Genomic DNA, 19,476 nt, shown 5'->3' on the forward strand with positions numbered 1-19,476 from the left:
TTCTTGTAGTTGTACGAAGCCCTGCCGTGTTGGCGGCAGAGAATGCGCAGGGTGGGGGCGTCGATCCGGCTAGGCGGGGCGCTGGGTGATCAAGCGGAACAGCGCCAGGGCGGCGACCACGATGCCCGGCGCCGAAACCAGCAGAACGCCTGCGGAACCAGCCCCCAGGGCGAGCATCTGGCCCGCCACCAGCGGCCCGCTCATGGCGCCCAGGCGGCCGACGGCGACCGCGGCGCCGACACCGGTGGCGCGCATTCGCGCGGGGTAGAAGCAGGGCGTCAGGGCGTAGAGCACGCACTGCCCACCGGTGGCGAAGAAGCCGGCGACGAAACCGGCCAGCAGCATCGCGCCCAGGTTGTCGGCCAGGCCCAAACCGGCCAGCGCCACGAGGATGCCCAGGTACACCAACGTCGCCATGCACCAGGCCGGCAGGCGCTCCATCAGCATGCCCAGGGCCAGGGTGCCGATGGCCGCGCCTATCTGCAGGGCGAACATCACCCAACTGGCGTGGTTGGCGCTGAAACCCTGGCCGACCAGCAGGCTCGGCAACCAGTTGATGAGGATGTACACCACCATCAAGGTGAAGAAATAGCTGATCCACAACAGCCAGGTGGCGCCTTGCCCGAGCAGGTCGCGATGCAGGCTGCGGCTATCCCGGGCCTGCCCCGACGGTTTGTGGAATTCGCTGGACTCAGGCAGGTACAGCGCCAGCAGCGGCAGGATCAGCAACGGCACCACGCCGCCGATGTGGAACACCAGTTGCCAGCCGCCGGAGTACCCGGCGATGCCGATGCCCGCCGCCAGCGCCCCACCCAGCGGCACGCCGCAGTACATAAGGCTTACCGCCCGGCCGCGCAGATGCGCGCCAGCGGCCTCCGAGCTCAGGGCGATCAGGTTGGGCAGCGCCGCGCCCAGGCCGACGCCGGTGAACAGGCGTGCCACCAGCAGGCTTCCCAGGCCCCAGGCATGGGCGGTGGCCAGGGAGAATATGCCGAACAAGGCCACCGAGCCGATCAGCACACGCTTGCGCCCGATGCGGTCGGCCAGCCAGCCACCGACGAGGGCGCCGGGCAGCAGGCCGAGGATGCCGGCGCTGAACACCCAGCCCATCTGCAGCCTGTCCAGGCCGAAGACGCCACCCAGCTCCGGTGCGACTATGCCGGCCGCCTGCAGGTCCACGCCCTCCAGCAAGGCGACCAGGAAGCACAGGGCTATGGTGATGGCCAACCTCGGCTGGCCGTGAACGGTTGCTCGTTCCACTGTCATGCCACTGCCCTCCCTTGGTGGGGAAGGGCAGGTGCGTCGTGCAGCGCAAGGCGATTGCTCATTGGATTCACCCGTCTTGTTCTTGTAATGGGTAAAGCCGGCCCCGGCCGGGGCCGGCCAGGCTAGCGAGCTATTCGTCGACGATGGTGTTGCGCAGGATGCCGACGCGCTCGACCTCCACCTCGACCACGTCGCCGGGCTTCATCCACAGCGACGGTGTGCGCTTGGCGCCGATGCCGCCCGGAGTCCCGGTCACGAAGACGTCGCCGGGGCGCAGCGGAGCCACCGTCGAGGCATAGGCGATTTGCCGCGGGATGCTGTGCAGCATCATGTCCGTGGTTGCGCGCTGCACCTCCTCGCCATTGAGTCGCGTCACCAGCGACAGCCGGGCGCCTGGCTCGATCTCGTCGGCCGTCACCATCCAGGGGCCGAAGCCGCCGGTGCGCCAGAAGTTCTTTCCGGGCGCCCATTGCGCGGTGTGCAGCTGCCAGTCGCGCACCGAGCCGTCGTTGTAGCAGGCGTAGCCGGCGATATGTTCCCAGGCGTCTTCCTCGCGGATGCGCCGGCCGCCCTTGCCGATGATGACCGCGATCTCGCCTTCGTAGTCCAGCCGGGTCGATTCCGGCGGCCGCGGGATCGCCTCGTCGTGGCCGACCTGGGAATCCGCCACGCGCAGGAAGAACATCGGCTTCTCGCTGATCTCGCGACCGGTCTCGCGGACGTGCTCGCCGTAGTTCAGGCCCGCGCACCAGATCTTGCCGGGGTTGGGGATCACGGGCAGGAAGCGTACGTCCGCCAGTTTCAGGTCCGGCGTGCGGCCCTCGATGGCTGCTGCCGCCAGGGCGATGCCGTCGCCCTCCAGCAGGCTCTTGAGGTCGGCGAAGCGGCCTTCCAGCAGGTGCTGAAGATCGAAAACGCCATCGCCGACTGCGACACCGAAGCTCGCCTTGCCGGCGTGTTCAAAGCTCATGAGTTTCATGGGAGTTCCCGGTTTGGTTGAGTGCAGCTCGCTGCACGGGGTTGAGGCGTTGCATGGCCGCGGCTCACGAGGCTTGCGACTGGATTGCCAGGGACGCACGGGGTTGTGTGTCGCCCTGCGGGCCGGTGCCGTACAGGCAAGCGGGCAGTGCAGGGATGAGCGCTGCCAATGCCTGGAGCGCCAACTGCTCGTCCGGCGCGCGGCTGGCGGCGGCCACGTAGCGATCGGGGCGCACCAGCAGGGTGAGGCCGCTGCCGAGCAGCGCGGCGAAGGCACCGTCGAGGTCGACGACACCCTCGCGACGGCCGGCCGGCCGCTGGATTTCGAGCGCCGCGTCCTTCGGGAAGCGCAGGATCGCCCAGTCGGGCCCCAGCACCTTGTCCAGTGCGACGCGTTCCCCGTTCGGGCGCTGTACCCGGGGCTGCGGCAGCGCGCGGCCCACCAGGTCGGCGGCCGCCCGCGGCAGATCGGAAGCCGGCGGGACTATGCAGCCTGTCGTGAAATACGGCTGCTTCAGGAATTTCATGTCGACCAACCAGCGCTTGGCCGGCGGGACTATCCCCAGGGCCACGACAGCAACGTCGCGCAAGGTGGTCAGCAGCGGATGGGTGCTCATCACCACCTTGCCGATGCGGTGCGAGAGCCGAACCATCTGTTCCGCATGGGGCCGGCGCTCGGCCTGGTAGCTGTCGATCAGCGCTTCGCTGGCCTGGCCACGGACATGGGCTGCGATCTTCCAGGCGAGGTTCGCCGCGTCGCGGATGCCGGCGTTGAGCCCCTGTCCGGCGAACGGCGGCATCAGGTGGGCCGCATCGCCGGCCAGCAGCACGCGGCCGCGGCGGAAGCTCGCGGCGATCCGCTGTTGCGCCACATAGACAGCGGCGCGGCGGATGTCCGCGGCGACTATGCGCTGGTAGGGCGCGACCAGCTCGATGATGAATTCCGGGGTGGTCACCCTGGCCGGGTCATCGCCGGGCAACAGCATGAACTCGTAGCGGCAGCGGCCCTTGACGCCGGGTACCACCACGCAGGGGCGCACGCCGTTGCAGTGGAAGCGCGAGAAGCGCTCTGGCTCGCCCGGGGTGTTGAGGACGTCCACCACGATCCACTTCTCGACCTGGGTCGAGCCTTCGAGGGGGATGCCGAGCTGCGTGCGCACCGGGCTGCGGCCGCCATCGCAGGCCAGCACCCACTTCGTGCCCAAGCTCGACCTGCGGGAGTTCCGGGATGTGACCGAACTGCGCTGCGTCACCGAGTCGCTGGCGCTGCGCCTGGCCATCGAGCGCGGCGACCTGCAGTGGGAGACGGAGCTGATCGCCGCCCACCACCGCCTGGCTCGCACGCCTCGCCGCTGCAGTAGCGATCCCGAACGGATCAGCGAGGATTGGTCAGTAGCTCACAGGGCGTTCCACCAGGCCCTGATCGTGGGCTGCCAGTGCGAGCCGATGATGCGGATCGCCAACAACCTGTCGCAGTCGACGGACCTGTACCGGCGCTGGGCCGCGCCGGCTCCGGAAACGTTGCAGCGGGACGTGGAGCGCGAGCACCGCGACATCCTCGATGCCGTTTTGCAGCGGGACGTGGAGCGGGCCTGCGAGCTGCTGCGCCATCACTACGAGGAAACCGCGCGGATCGTGCTGGCCGCGGGGCTGGTGAGCTGATGAGGCTCGAGGGAGGCTCGAAGCGGTAGATGCGTTATCGATAGGCTGATCGCGCAAGAGTGTAGGCCGGCCGCCGAAGCGTGGTTCTTCTGTACAGGCCGGTAACGCGGCGTGTTCAGGATATTCCCGGGCGCAGTCGGACACCAAGCTGCAGTCTTGGCGTGTAGTCGCAGCGTAATCCGAGCACCAAGCTTTGCGTTCTCTTCGCGAGCGCCACTCTCTCCGTGCAATGACCAATGGAAGGAGCGAGTTTCGTGGTGGGGTATGCCGGTCGGGATTTGAGCGCAGCGGCCGTATCAGGCACCTGACATGACGGTTAACGTACCGTTACTGCACGGTGCCTGCCTTGCGCTAACGGCAGAATGGTGTTCAAAGCAGATATCGCAGCTAGCCGAGCCTTCCGCGGCGCTGGCAGTGCCCCAGATTTCCCTCACCCAGTAAGTCCGTGCGCCTCACCGTCGGTTGTCCCGTGGTGGGCTCCATAGCTTCTGTACCGTGGACGGTAGGGATTAGGAATCATCTGATATTAGTAGGGAATTTTCCTGCGGATACTCCTGAGCCGTATCCATGGGGTGCCTCCGCGACCAGTGCATAGCACGCAGCGGCAAGCGCCATCGGCCTTTCGACGATCAATTCCAAGAATTTTGCCTCCCCCGATCAGCCGGCCTTCGCTTGCCGGTCGCAGAGACGAGTCATCGAACCCCGTGGTTGAAGAAGGTCCGCAGACCTGCCGGTCTGCGGACCCCTTGTGATCGGGAATGACGATGGCGACGCCCATCTGCATTCCCATGACTGCCGAGTTCCGAGGCCCATCATGGCTAAAACAATCGTTGTAATCGACAAGGCTACCCACGCGGCCACCCAGATCAACCAGGCTGACCTGACCCTTCGCGCACCCTCCGTCGTGAAGCTGGCACTGAGCAAGGAGCAGGTCATCAGCATGACCCGCGAAGGCAATGCCTTGGTGATCAAGACCCTGGACGGCGAGACCATCGTCATCCAGGGTTTCTTCGGGGCTCCGGGCGAGCCGAGCAGCGATCTGGTACTCGACAGCGGTGATGGCCACTACTGGGTCGCCGAGGCCAATGAAGAAGGCTCTGTCTTCTCCAGCTACAGCGAGGTCGACTCGGTCGAATCGCTGCTGGTGACGGAGGGCGGCGATCAGGGGGCGCTGCCCTGGATACTGGGTGGTCTGGCACTGGTTGCAGGGGGCGTTGCTGCCTCTAGTGGTGGCGGCGGTGGCGGTCATCATGGCGGCAGCGGGCTCCAGGCGCCTACTGTCAACTTGCAGGCTAGCGATACGGGCGGGCTGATCGTCAGTGGTACCACCAGCCCCGGTGCCAGCGTTACCGTGACCTTCCCAGATGGTTCCAGCACGACTGTGGTCGCCGACGCCAACGGTAACTACCAGGCCTCTTCTTCCTTACCGCAGACCAGCGGTGGCGTGGACATTCACGTCGAGGATGGTAAGGGCAACAGCAGCGACGCCCACGTTGACTACACCGACACTACTGCGCCGAGCGCACCCAGCGTCGAGGTGACCACCAATGCCGATGGCAGCGTGACCGTCAGCGGCAGCGCCGAGCCGGGTAGTACCGTGACCGTTACCTACCCCGACGGCAGTACCGGCAGCGTTGTTGTCGGCGAAGATGGCGGCTACAGCCTGACATCACCGCCCGACCAACCTTCGGGCGATCTGACCGCCAGCGCCACCGACAATGCCGGCAACACCAGTCCTGGCACCCAGTTGCCGTACGTTGATACCACTCCACCTGGGGCGCCGAGCATTGGCGTCACCGAGAACTCCGATGGCGGGCTCACCATCAGCGGTAGTGCCGAAGTCGGCAGCATCGTCACCGTCACCTTCCCGGACGGCTCGGTGGGTAACGTCATGGCTGACGGCAACGGCCACTACAGCATCACCACCCACGTGCCTCAGGCCAGTGGTGAAGTCAGTGCCACCGCCACCGACGTATATGGCAATACCGGCGAGCCCGGCAGACTGGCATACATCGATAGCACCCCGCCGGATGCTCCTCTGCTCGATCCGCTGATCACGCTGGGTGATGGTTCTGTCACCGTTTGCGGTAGCGCAGAACCTGGATGCACCGTCATCGTAACCTTCCCGGACGGCTCTACCGGCACCACGGTCGCCGACGCGAACGGAGCCTTCTCAGTGACCTCCGCCAGTCCGCAGCCCAACGGTGAGGTCAGCGCGGCGGCCACCGACCTGGATGGCAACACCGGCCCGGCCGCCACTGATACCTTCGCCGACACCACCGCGCCCGATGCTCCGGTGCTGGGCCCAATCGTCACCAACGACGATGGCAGTATCACCATCGGCGGCAGCGCCGAGCCGGGTAGTACCGTGACCGTCACTTACCCGGATGGCACTACCGGCTCCGTGGTGGTCGGTGAGGACGGTAGCTTCACCCTCACTTCGCCGGAGAACCAACCTACCGGCGAAATCAGCGTCAACGCCACCGACGAAGCCGGCAATACCGGCGCCTCGGTGGTCGAGAGCTACACCGACACCACTGCACCGGATGCGCCGAGCGCCAACGTCACGGCCAATCCCGACGGCGGCCTGACCGTGAGCGGCAGCGCCGAGCCGGGCACGACCGTCACCGTCACCTTCCCGGATGGCAGCACCGCCACGGCCACAGCCGGCGGCGACGGTAGTTACGAAATCACCACCCATGTTCCGCAAACCAGCGGCGACGTCAGCGCCACCGCGACTGATGCGGCTGGCAATATCGGTGACTCGACCACCGTCGCCTACACCGACAGCACCGCGCCGGAGGCTCCGGTGCTGGGTCCGATCGTCACCAACGACGATGGCAGCGTCACCGTCGGCGGTAGCGCGGAGCCGGGCAGCACCGTCACCGTCACCTACCCGGATGGCTCGACCGGTTCCGTAGTGGCAGGAGAAGACGGCTCCTGGTCGATTACCTCGCCGGAGAATCAGCCCAGCGGCGAAGTCAGCGTCAACGCCACCGACGAAGCCGGCAACACTGGCGCGTCGGTGACCGAGAACTACGCGGATACCACCGCTCCGGACGCCCCGAGCGTCAACGTCACGGCCAATGCCGATGGCGGCCTGACCGTGTCTGGCTGCGCCGAGCCAGGCACGACCGTTACCGTGACCTTCCCGGACGGCTCGACCGGTACCGTTACCGCCGGCGATAACGGCGAGTACAGCGTCACTACGAGCGTGCCGCAGACCAGCGGTGATGTCAGAGCAGCAGCGACCGACGCGGCCGGCAACACCGGTGAGTCGACTACCTTCATCTATACGGACAGCACTGCCCCCGAAGCTCCGGTACTTAATCCAGTTGTCACCAACGAAGACGGCAGCGTCACCGTCGGCGGCAGCGCCGAGCCGGGCAGTACCGTCACCGTGACCTACCCGGATGGATCTACCGGCAACGTAGTGGTCGGTGAAGACGGCTCCTGGTCGATCACCTCGCCGGAAAACCAGCCCACCGGCGAAATCAGCGTCAACGCCACCGACGAAGCGGGTAATACCGGCGCCTCGGTGACGGAGAACTATGCCGATACCACCGCGCCTGGAGCGCCGAGTGTCTCCGTCATTCCGAACGCCGATGGCGGCCTCACCGTGAGCGGCAGTGCAGAGGCGGGCAGCACGGTTACCGTCACCTTCCCGGATGGCTCGACCTCCACTGCTACGGCGGGTAGCGACGGAAGCTACAGCGTGACTACAACGGTTCCGCAAACCACGGGCGACGTCAGCGCCAGCGCGACCGACGCCGCCGGCAACACCGGCGATGCCACGACTCAGAGTTACACCGACAGCACCGCGCCCGAGGCTCCGGTACTCGACCCGATCGTTACCAACGAAGACGGCAGCGTCACCGTCGGCGGCAGCGCCGAGCCGGGCAGCACCGTGACCGTGACCTACCCGGATGGCACTACCGGCTCCGTGGTGGTCGGTGAGGACGGCAGCTTCACTCTCACTTCGCCGGAGAACCAGCCCACCGGCGAAATCAGCGTCAACGCCACCGACGAAGCGGGCAATACCGGCGCCTCGGTGACCGAGAACTACGCCGACACCACCGCCCCGGACGCCCCGAGCGTCAACGTCACGGCCAATGCCGATGGCGGCCTGACCGTGAGTGGCAGCGCAGAGGCGGGCAGCACGGTTACCGTCACCTTCCCGGATGGCTCGACCTCCACGGCCACAGCCGGCAGCGACGGCAGTTACGAAATCACCACCCACGCTCCGCAAACCAGCGGCGACGTCAGCGCCACCGCGACTGATGCGGCTGGCAATATCGGTGACTCGACCACCCTCGCCTACACCGACAGCACCGCGCCGGGGGCTCCGGTTCTGGACCCGATCGTCACCAACGAAGACGGCAGTATCACCATCGGCGGAAGCGCCGAGCCGGGCAGCACCGTTGCCGTCACCTACCCGGACGGCACCACCGGTTCCGTGGTAGCGGGGGAGGACGGCTCCTGGTCGATCACCTCGCCGGAAAACCAGCCCACCGGCGAAGTCAGCGTCAACGCCACGGATGAAGCCGGCAACGCCGGCGCCTCGGTGACCGAGAGCTACACTGATACCACCGCGCCCGATGCGCCTAGCATCAACGTCACGGCCAATACCGATGGCGGCCTGACCGTGACCGGCAGTGCCGAGCCGGCTACGACCGTCACCGTCACCTTCCCGGATGGCAGCACCGCCACGGCCACAGCCGGCGGCGACGGTAGTTACGAAATCACCACCCATGTCCCGCAAACCAGCGGCGACGTCAGCGCCACCGCGACTGATGCGGCTGGCAACACCGGTGACGCCACCACCCAGAACTACATCGATAGCACTGCGCCTGAGGCTCCGGTGCTGGACCCGATCGTCACCAACGATGACGGCAGCGTCACCGTCGGCGGCAGCGCCGAGCCCGGCAGCACCGTCACCGTCACTTATCCGGATGGCAGTAATGGCACTGTCGTGGCAGGTGAGGACGGCAGCTTCAGCATCACCTCGCCGGCCCACCAGCCGAGCGGCGACGTGAGCGCCAGTGCCACCGACGAGGCCGGCAATACTGGCCCGTCGGCCACTGGCGAGTTTGCCGACACCACCGCGCCGGAGGCGCCGAGCGTCAACGTTACCGCCAATACCGACGGCGGACTGACCGTGAGCGGTACGGCAGAGGCCGGCAGCACCGTTACCGTGACCTTCCCGGATGGCTCCACCGGTACCGCTACGGCCGGCAGTGACGGCAGCTACAGCGTGACTACCACTGTTCCGCAAACCTCGGGCGACGTGAGCGCGACCGCTACCGACGGCGCTGGCAATACCGGCGATGCCACCACCCAGAGCTATATCGACAGCACCGCACCGGAAGCACCGGTACTCGATCCGATCGTCACCAACGAAGATGGCAGCATCACCATCGGTGGTTCGGCAGAGCCGGGCAGCACGGTGACCGTCACCTATCCCGATGGCAGCACTGGCTCCGTGGTGGTGGGTGAGGATGGTTCCTGGTCGATCACCTCGCCTGAGGATCAGCCCACCGGCGAAGTCAGCGTCAATGCCACGGATGAAGCCGGCAACACCGGCGCCTCGGTGACCGAGAACTACACCGACACCACCGCGCCGGACGCCCCGAGCGTCAATGTCACGGCCAATGCCGATGGCGGCCTGACCGTGATTGGCAGTGCCGAACCAGGCACGACCGTCACCGTGACCTTCCCGGATGGCACTACCGGCACGGCGACTGCCGGCTCCGATGGCGGCTACAGCGTTACCACCCACGTGCCGCAGACTTCCGGTGACGTCAGCGCCACCGCGACTGACGCCGCTGGCAACACTGGCGATGCCACGACTCAGAGCTACACCGACAGCACCGCTCCAGAGGCCCCGGTACTCGATCCGGTCGTCACCAACGACGATGGCAGCATCACCATCGGTGGTTCGGCAGAACCGGGCAGCACGGTGACCGTCACCTATCCCGATGGCAGCGCTGGCTCCGTGGTGGCCGGTGAGGATGGCCGCTTCAGTATCACCTCGCCGGAAAACCAGCCCACCGGCGAAGTCAGCGTCAATGCCACGGATGAAGCCGGCAACACCGGCGCTTCGGTGACCGAGAACTACGCGGACACCACCGCGCCGGATGCACCGAGCGTGAATGTCAGCGCCAATGCCGACGGCGGCCTAACCGTGACTGGCACGGCGGAAGCCGGCAGCATGGTGACCGTGACCTTCCCGGATGGCTCCACCGGTACCGCCACGGCCGGCAGTGACGGCAGCTTCAGCGTGACTACCACTGTTCCGCAAACCAGCGGCGACGTCAGTGCTACCGCGACCGATGCCGCCGGCAATACCGGCGACGCCACCACTCAGGCCTACACCGACAACACCGCACCACAAGCGCCGGTACTCGACCCGATCGTCACCAATGAAGACGGCAGCATCACCCTCGGCGGCAGTGCCGAACCGGGCAGCACCGTGACCGTCACTTATCCCGACGGTAGCACTGGCAGTGTCGTGGCGGGTGAGGACGGCAGCTTCAGCATCACCTCGCCGGAAAACCAGCCCACCGGCGAAATCAGCGTCAATGCCACGGATGAAGCCGGCAACACCGGCGCGTCGGTGACCGAGAACTACACCGACACCACCGCACCGGACGCCCCGAGCGTCAATGTCACGGCCAATGCCGATGGCGGCCTGACCGTGACTGGCAGCGCCGAACCGGGCACGACCGTCACCGTGACCTTCCCGGATGGCAGCACCGCTACCGCCACCACCGGCGATAACGGCGAGTACAGCGTCACCACCCATGTGCCGCAAACCACCGGTGACGTCAGCGTCAGTGCGAGCGACGCCGCCGGCAACAACGGCGACTCGACCACCGTCACCTATACCGACAGCACTGCCCCCGAAGCGCCGGCCCTCGGCCCGATTGTCACCAACGAAGACGGCAGCATCACCCTCACCGGCAGCGCCGAACCGGGCAGCACCGTTACCGTCACCTATCCGGATGGCAGCACCGGTTCTGTGGTAGTGGGAGAAGACGGCAGCTTCACCCTGACTTCGCCGGAGAACCAGCCCACCGGCGAAGTCAGCGCCGAAGCCACCGACGAAGCGGGCAACACCAGTGCCTCGGTGACCGAGAGCTACACCGACACCACCGCACCGGATGCGCCGAGCGTCAACGTCACGGCCAATGCCGACGGCGGCCTGACCGTGACTGGCATGGCGGAAGCCGGCAGCATGGTGACCGTGACCTTCCCGGATGGCACCACCGGTACGGCGACTGCCGGCTCCGATGGCAGCTACAGCGTGACCACCACGGTTCCGCAGACTACCGGTGAGGTCAGTGCGACTGCCACCGACGCCGCCGGCAACACGGGCGATGCCACTGTCCAGAGCTACACCGACAGCACCGCTCCGCTGGCGCCGGTCCTCGACCCGCTGGTGACCAACGAGGATGGCAGTGTCACCATCGGCGGCTTGGCAGAGCCGGGCAGCACCGTGACCGTCACCTATCCGGACGGAACCACCGGCAGCGTGGTGGCCGGTGAGGATGGCAGCTTCACCCTCACATCCCCCGCCGGCCAGCCCAGTGGTGATGTCACCGCCAAGGCCACCGACGAAGCCGGCAATACCGGCCCATCGGCCACCGGCGAGTTCGCCGATACCACCGCGCCGGATGCACCGAGCGTCACCGTCACCGCCAATGCCGACGGTGGCCTGACCGTCAGCGGTAGCGCGGAGGCGGGCAGCACCGTCACCGTGACCTTCCCGGACGGCAGCATCGGTACGGCAATCGCCGGCTCCGATGGTGGCTACAGCATCACCACCCAGGTGCCGCAGACCAGCGGAGAGGTCAGTGCGACCGCCACCGACACAGCCGGCAACACGGGCGATGCCACCACCCAGACCTACACCGACAGCACCGCGCCGCAAGCGCCGGTCCTCGATCCGGTCATCACCAACGAAGACGGCAGTATTACCGTCGGCGGCAGCGCCGAGCCGGGCAGCACCGTCGTCGTGACTTATCCGGACGGAACCACCGGTTCCGTGGTCGCGGGGGAGGACGGCTCCTGGTCGGTCACCTCGCCGGCCAACCAGCCCAGCGGTGAGATCAGCGTCAACGCCACCGACGAGGCCGGCAATACCGGCGCCTCGGCGACCGAGGACTACACCGACACCACCGCGCCGGAGGCTCCGAGCGTCAACGTCACGGCCAATCCCGACGGCGGCCTGACCGTCAGCGGCAGCGCGGAGGCGGGCAGCACCGTGACGGTGACCTTCCCGGATGGCAGCACCGGCACAGCGACCGCGGGCGCCGATGGCAGCTACAGCCTCACCACGAACGTGCCGCAAACCAGCGGCGACGTGACCGCCAGCGCCAGCGACGCGGCTGGCAACGTGGGTGACAGCACCACCGTGGGCTACACCGACACCGCCGCTCCGCAGTCGCCGAGCCTGACGGTCAGCGCCAACGACGACGGCGGCCTGACTGTCAGTGGCAGCGCGGAGGCGGGTAGCACTGTCACCGTGACCTTCCCGGATGGTTCGACTGCCTCGGTGACCGCCGGCAGCGACGGCAGCTATGAAGTCACCACCCACGTACCGCAAACCAGCGGCGACGTCAGCGCCAGCGCCACCGATGCCGCTGGCAACGCCGGTGCGCCTACGGTCGAGAGCTACACCGACACCCAGGGCCCGCTGGCACCGAGCGTAAACGTGACGGCGAATGCCGACGGCGGCCTGACGGTTGCCGGCAGCGCCGAACCGGGCAGCAGCGTGACCGTGACCTTCCCCGATGGCAGCACCGCGACCGCCACGGCCGGCAGCGACGGCAGCTACAGCGTCACCACCACGACTCCGCAAACCACGGGTGAAGTCAGTGCCAGCGCGACCGACGCCGCCGGCAATACCGGCGCCTCGGCCACCGCGGACTATACCGACAGCGGCGCACCGCTGGCGCCGAGCGTGAATGTCAGCGCCAATCCCGACGGCGGCCTGACCGTCAGCGGCAGCGCGGAGGCGGGCAGCACCGTGACGGTGACCTTCCCGGATGGCAGCACCGGCACAGCGACCGCGGGCACCGATGGCAGCTACAGCGTCACCACCCACGTACCGCAAACCAGCGGTGACGTCAGCGCCAGCGCCACTGATGCCGCTGGCAACGCCGGCGCGTCGACGGTCGAGTCCTACACCGACAACACCGCGCCACTGGCACCGGAACTGGACCCGCTGGTGACCAACGGTGATGGCAGCGTCACCCTCACCGGCAGCGCCGAAGCGGGCAGTACCGTGACAGTGACCTTCCCGGACGGCTCGACCGACACCGTGGTCGCAGGCAGCGATGGCGCCTTCAGCATCACCTCGCCGGCGGGACAACCTACCGGTGATGTCACGGCCAATGCCACCGATGCCGCTGGTAATACCGGTCCGTCGGTCACCGGCGAGTTCGCCGATACCACCGCACCCGATGCACCCAGTGTGAACGTCATAGCCAATGCCGATGGCGGCCTGACCGTCAGCGGTAGCGCGGAGGCGGGCAGCACCGTCACCGTGACCTTCCCGGATGGCAGCAGCACCACCACGACCGCGGGCAGCGACGGTGCCTACAGCGTCACCACAACGGTGCCGCAGACCACGGGTGAAGTCAGCGCGACCGCGACTGACAGCGCCGGCAATACCGGCGATGCCGCCACCGTGGATTACACCGACAGCGGAGCGCCGCAATCGCCGAGCGTCAACGTCAGCGCCAACCCCGATGGCGGCCTGACCGTGACCGGTATGGCAGAGGCGGGCAGCACGGTTACCGTGACCTTCCCGGATGGCAGCACCGGCACAGCGACCGCTGGTTCCGATGGTAGCTACAGCATCACCACCACGGTGCCGCAAACCAGTGGCGAAGTCAGCGCGACGGCTACCGATGCCGCCGGCAACACTGGCGACGCCGCCACGGTGGACTACACAGACAGCAGCGCACCGCTGGCGCCGAGCGTAAGCGTCAGCGCCAACCCCGATGGCGGCCTGACCGTGACCGGTACGGCAGAAGCGGGCAGTACCGTCACCGTGACCTTCCCGGATGGCAGCAGCGGCACCGCGACTGCAGGCTCTGACGGTGGCTACAGCGTCACCACCACGGTTCCACAAACCAGCGGCGAAGTCAGCGCGACGGCTACCGATGCCGCCGGCAACACTGGCGACTCGGCCACCGCGGACTACACCGACAGCGGCGCACCGCTGGCGCCGAGCGTGAACGTCAGCGCCAATGCCGACGGTGGTCTGACCGTGACCGGTACCGCGGAGGCGGGCAGCACGGTCACCGTGACCTTCCCGGATGGCTCCAGTGGCACGGCAACCGCCGGTTCCGACGGCAGCTATAGCGTCACCACCCACGTGCCGCAAACCAGCGGCGAGGTCAGCGCCAGCGCCACCGATGCCGCTGGCAATGCCGGCGCATCGACGGTCGAGTCCTACATCGATGGCACCGCACCTTTGGCGCCGGTACTCGATCCGCTGGTGAACAATGCCGACGGCAGCGTCACCGTCAGCGGCAGCGCCGAAGCGGGCAGCACCGTCACCGTCACCTATCCGGATGGCAGTGAGGTGAGTGTGATCGTTGGTACCGATGGCCACTTCAGCGTTACCTCTCCGGTCGGCCAGCCCAGCGGCGAGGTCAGTGCCAGCGCCAGCGATGCCGCCGGCAACAATGGTCCATCGGCCAGCGCCACCTTCACCGACACCACTGCGCCGGATGCACCGAGCATGAATGTCACGGCGAACGCCGATGGCGGCCTGACCGTAACCGGTACAGCCGAAGCGGGCAGCACGGTCACCGTGACCTTCCCGGATGGCACCACCGGCACGGGAGTCGCCGGTACCGACGGCAGCTACAGCGTCACCACCCACGTGCCGCAGACCACGGGTGAAGTCAGCGCGATGGCGACCGACGCCGCCGGCAATGACGGATCGGTCACCAACGCCACTTACACGGACACCAGCCTGCCCCAGGCGCCGGTGCTCGACCCGCTGGTGAACAATGCCGATGGCAGTGTCACCGTCAGCGGAAGCGCCGAAGCGGGCAGTACCGTTACCGTTACTTACCCGGATGGCACCACTGGATCGGCAACCGCCGGTACCGATGGCCGCTTCAGTGTCACCTCGCCGGAGGGCCAGCCCAGCGGTGAGGTCAGCGCCAGCGCCACTGACCTGGCGGGTAACGCCGGTCCGGCCGCCACTGCGGACTTCACTGACACCACAGCACCGGGCGCGCCGAGCGTAAACATCACGGTCAACGCCGATGGCGGTCTGACAGTGAGCGGCAATGCGGAAGCGGGCAGCACCGTTACCGTGACCTTCCCGGACGGCAGCACTGGAACCGCGACCGCTGGTTCCGACGGCGGCTACAGCGTCACCACCCATGTCCCGCAGAGCACTGGCGAGGTCAGCGCCCATGCCACTGACGAGGCCGGCAACATCGGTGCGTCCGCTTCCGCGGATTACGCCGACAGCACCGCGCCCCTGGCGCCCAGCGTGCTGGTCAATGCCAATGCCGACGGTACCCTGGTGGTCAGCGGCAGCGCCGAGGCCGGCAGCCAGGTCAGCGTGACCTTCCCCGACGGTACGACGCAGACGGTCACCGCCAGCGCCGCGGGCAGTTACAGCGTCACCAGCGCCACTGCCCAGGGCAGCGGCGAGGTCAGCGCCGTGGCCACCGACGCCGACGGCAACAGCAGCGACAGCGGCAGCGCGCACTATGCGCTGGCGACCGTCAGCGGCATCTCCGAAGACAACGGCCTGGATGCCGGCGACTTCATCACCAACGACAACACCCTGGTGGTCAGCGCCACCGTGGACGGCCAGCTCAATGCCGGCGACAAGGTGCAGATCTCCATCGACGGCGGCCAGACCTGGCACGATGCCGTGGACCAGGGCAACGGCACCTATGTCTTCGACAACAGCGGCACGCTCATGGATGACGGCGACTATGTATTCATGGCCCGAGTGGTCGGCAGCGAAGGCAACGTCAGCCTGGCCGACAGTCAGGCGGTACAGATCGACACCCAGGGACCGTCCGCCAGCCTGACCATCAGCTTCGATGGCATCAGCGACGACAACGGCTACCTCGGCAACGACTTCGTCACCAATGACAACACCCTGCTGTTCAGCGGTCATCTGAGCCAGGCCCTGGCGGCCGACGAAGGGGTGGAAATCAGCCTCGATGGCGGCCAGACCTGGCAGCGCGTCGAGGTCAACGGCACCGATTGGCGCTTCGACAACACCGGCCGGGTGCTGGACGACGCGGAGTATGACGTGCAGGTGCGGGTGGTCGACGATGCCGGCAACGTCGGCAACAGCGCCAGCCACACTGTGGTCGTCGACACCGACGGCCCGAGTGCCGACAAGACCATCACCCTTGACGCCATCAGCGAAGATAACGGCGCCCAGGGCAATGACTTCATCACCAACGACAACACCCTGGTGTTCTCCGGCAAGCTGGGCGTTGCGCTCGGTGCCGGCGAAGGGGTGGAGATCAGCCTGGATGGCGGCCAGACCTGGCAGCGCGCCGAGGTCGATGGCACCGACTGGAGCTTCGACAACCGTGGCCAGGTGATCGCCGATGGCAGCTACACGGTGGTGGTGCGGGTGGTGGACGACGCCGGCAACATCGGCCAGAGCGCCCAGCACGGCCTGAGCATCGATACCCTGGCGCCGACCTTCACCAGCTTCGTGCTCGACCTGGATACCGCCAGCGACAACGGCAGTAGCGGCACCGACAACAGGACCAGCGTACTGACGCCGAGCTTCACCGGCACCGTCGCCGGTCTCTCCGCGGCGGATGCGGCGGCGGCAGCGGCGGGCAAGATCACCGTGATGCTGTTCGACGACAAGAACGGCGACGGTGTCTACGGCGCAGGTGACGTCATCTACGCCGAGGGCCTGACCCTGACGGTGAACGGTACCGACGGCACCTTCAACGTGACGCTGCCGTCGATGTTCGATGGCAGCTACAACATGAAGGCGGTGCTGGTGGACGAGGCGGGCAACCACTCGCAGGTCGGCCTGCTCGACAACAGCGCCGATGCCAGGTTGGTCATCGACGTGGCGGGTACCCCGTCGGTGGCCTCCAGCACCCAGGTGGCCGATGGCCTCGGCCTGTCGATGTCGTCCATCGGCGACTTCAACGGCGACGGCTACGAGGACTTCGTGGTCTCGGCGCCGCACGACATCTACGGTTCCACCGCAGCCTACCAATCGGACATCTATGTGCTCTACGGCAGCGCCAACGGTCTGCCGTCGCTGAGCAACATCGACAACCTGACACCGGACCAGGGCTTCCGCATCAAGCAGAGCGGCGTCACCGGCACCGGCGGCGACGTCGGCATCCAGGGCCAGATGGTCACCAACCTGGGCGACATCAACGGCGACGGCTATGACGACTTCGTCATCACCGGCACGCTGAACGACCGTGCCTACGTGATTTTCGGCCGCGAGGGCAACGCCCTCGGCACCCTCGACCTGCAGAGCTTGGAGAACGGCGCCACCGCCAATGGCTTCGTGATCAAGAACTACAACACCGGCGGTTGGCCGGCCAACAGCGTCAGCGGCGGCGACATCAATGGCGACGGCTACGCCGACCTGATCATCGGTTCGGCCGACGGCAACGGCGGCAACGGCATGTACGTGGTGCTCTACGGCCACGCCGGCGACGCGGGCAGCTCCGACTGGAGCAACCTGCTGCTGCGCAACTACGTCAGCGAAGCCGATCCGGGCGGCCTCTACTATGCCACCGGGGCCACCTCGGCGACCCTTGGCTCGCGGGTTCCGAACCAGACCAACGTGCGCACCACCTATGCGCCCGACACCGACCTTGGCTCGGTGATCAAGGTGATCGGTGACGTCAACGGCGATGGCTACGCCGACTACATCGTCACCGCGCCACGTGGCGATGGCCTAAGCGGCAGTACCGTCAGCAACAGCGGCACCGCTTACCTGATCTGGGGCAGCGCCAGCGGGCTGGGCAACAGCTACAACCTGGCCAACCTGACGCCCGACCAGGGCGTGCGCCTGGTGGGCTCGGAAACCGGCGAGTGGCTCGGCGGCGCTACAGTGGACCAGGGTGGCACGGCGCAGAACGCCGGGCAGTGGTACGCCGAGTTCTCGTCGATCCAGAACATCGGCGATATCAACGGCGACGGCATCGAGGACTTCGCCATCGGCTCGCCGGGCTGGGGCGACTCGGCTTCCGACACCACCGCGCCGGGCCGGGTCTACGTGATCTACGGCAAGGAGAGCGGAATGGCCTGGGCCGACATCAAGCTGGGCAACCTGAACGGCACCGATGGCTTCATCATCTCCAGCAGCAGCAACGGCACCGCCATCAGCGGCTCGGTGACTACCGCCGACGGCCAGCTTGGCTATGCAGTCAGCTCCGGCGGCGACGTCAACGGCGACGGCATCGACGACTTCCTGATCGGCATGCCGGGCTACGACAACGGCGTCACCAACCGGGGAGCCGTGTATCTGGTCTATGGCCGCGCGGATGGTGGCTTTGACGCCAACACCGACCTGGATGCGCTGGTCGCGGCCGGGCTGGCGGTGAAGTACACCGGCGTCAACGCCAACGACTACGCCGGCACCGGCCTGGCGATGGGGGACTGGAATGGCGACGGCATCGCCGACTACGGCTACGGCGTCTGGCAGAGCGACACCGGTGCGACCAACGCCGGCGGCTACAACATCTACAGCGGCTCCATCGCCCTGCTGACCCACAGCTACACCGTGGGCGACGACGAGATCTGGGCCGGCACCACCAGCCCGGGGGCATCCGCCATCGAGAACGGCGTGGACATCATCAGCGGCGGCCAGGGCAACGACATCATCCACGGCATCGGCACCGATACCACCGATACCACCGATACCAGCGTACAGCATGACGTGGCCATGGGCGGCGCCGGCAACGACACCATCGGCCTGGCGGGGACGACCTTCACCCGCGTCGACGGCGGCCTGGGCATCGATACCCTGAAGTTCGAGGCCTCCGGCCTGCAGCTGGACCTCACCAGCTACGGTACGCGGGTCAAGGGTTTCGAGATCTTCGACCTGGGCAGCAGCCAGGAGGGCAGTGGCAACAACACCCTCTCGCTGCGGCTGTCGGACGTGCTCAAGCAGGTGGATACCACCAGCGACGAGGTGCCCAACCTGATGATCAAGGGCGACGGCACTTCCACCGTGGACCTGGCCGAGACGGTCGGTTCCGGCGGCTGGGAGGTCAGCGGCAGCAAGACCGTGAATGGTGTCGACTACGACATCTGGCACAACGCGAGCATGGGGAGCAACACCAATGCGGACCTGTTGATCCAGCACGGCATCAACGTGGTCTGACGACCCTGTCCAAGGGGTGCCACGCCACCGGCGCCCCTTGTTCCCTACCGGCCGCGACCTTCCTGCCCGGCTCCCGTTGCGCTCGTCGCGTCGCGGTGGCCGGGTAGCTTTCGTTTAGGAAATGTCTCATTCATGCGTAGGAAGGGGCTTCAGATAATGGCCCCGACGATTCGCAACAGGCCGTCCCAGACGGC

Annotated in this window: 5 protein-coding genes; 2 read left to right on the plus strand and 3 right to left on the minus strand. The window is 67.0% G+C overall.

What is annotated here, in order from left to right; translation table 11 throughout:
* Positions 1–69 precede the first annotated feature (69 nt).
* The 3 genes from mhpT to PM1_RS10125 all read right to left on the minus strand — a co-directional run bounded on the left by mhpT (position 70) and on the right by PM1_RS10125 (position 3,449).
* Complete coding sequence (gene mhpT / locus PM1_RS10115; protein ID WP_009617081.1) at positions 70–1,266, minus strand: 3-(3-hydroxy-phenyl)propionate transporter MhpT; 1,197 nt, start codon at positions 1,264–1,266, stop codon at positions 70–72.
* Positions 1,267–1,396: 130 nt separating this feature from the next.
* Positions 1,397–2,245 (minus strand): fumarylacetoacetate hydrolase family protein, encoded by an 849-nt coding sequence (locus PM1_RS10120; protein ID WP_009617083.1) that lies wholly within the window; start codon positions 2,243–2,245, stop codon positions 1,397–1,399.
* A gap of 64 nt (positions 2,246–2,309) precedes the next feature.
* Positions 2,310–3,449: an FAD-dependent monooxygenase gene (locus PM1_RS10125; RefSeq protein ID WP_009617085.1), complete on the minus strand. Its 1,140-nt coding sequence runs from the start codon at positions 3,447–3,449 to the stop codon at positions 2,310–2,312.
* On the opposite strand from PM1_RS10125, the gene PM1_RS10130 reads away from it, so the two are divergent.
* On the plus strand, positions 3,442–3,906 hold the full coding sequence (locus PM1_RS10130; protein WP_084229694.1) for a GntR family transcriptional regulator: 465 nt from the start codon (positions 3,442–3,444) through the stop codon (positions 3,904–3,906). The genes PM1_RS10125 and PM1_RS10130 overlap by 8 nt on opposite strands.
* Before the next feature lie 814 nt (positions 3,907–4,720).
* Positions 4,721–19,282, plus strand: a complete 14,562-nt coding sequence (locus tag PM1_RS10140) for an Ig-like domain-containing protein (RefSeq protein ID WP_152604476.1) — start codon at positions 4,721–4,723, stop codon at positions 19,280–19,282.
* Positions 19,283–19,476: the final 194 nt, after the last annotated feature.

This window comes from Pseudomonas sp. M1 (assembly GCF_022760135.1).
Taxonomy (GTDB): Bacteria; Pseudomonadota; Gammaproteobacteria; order Pseudomonadales; family Pseudomonadaceae; genus Pseudomonas; species Pseudomonas citronellolis.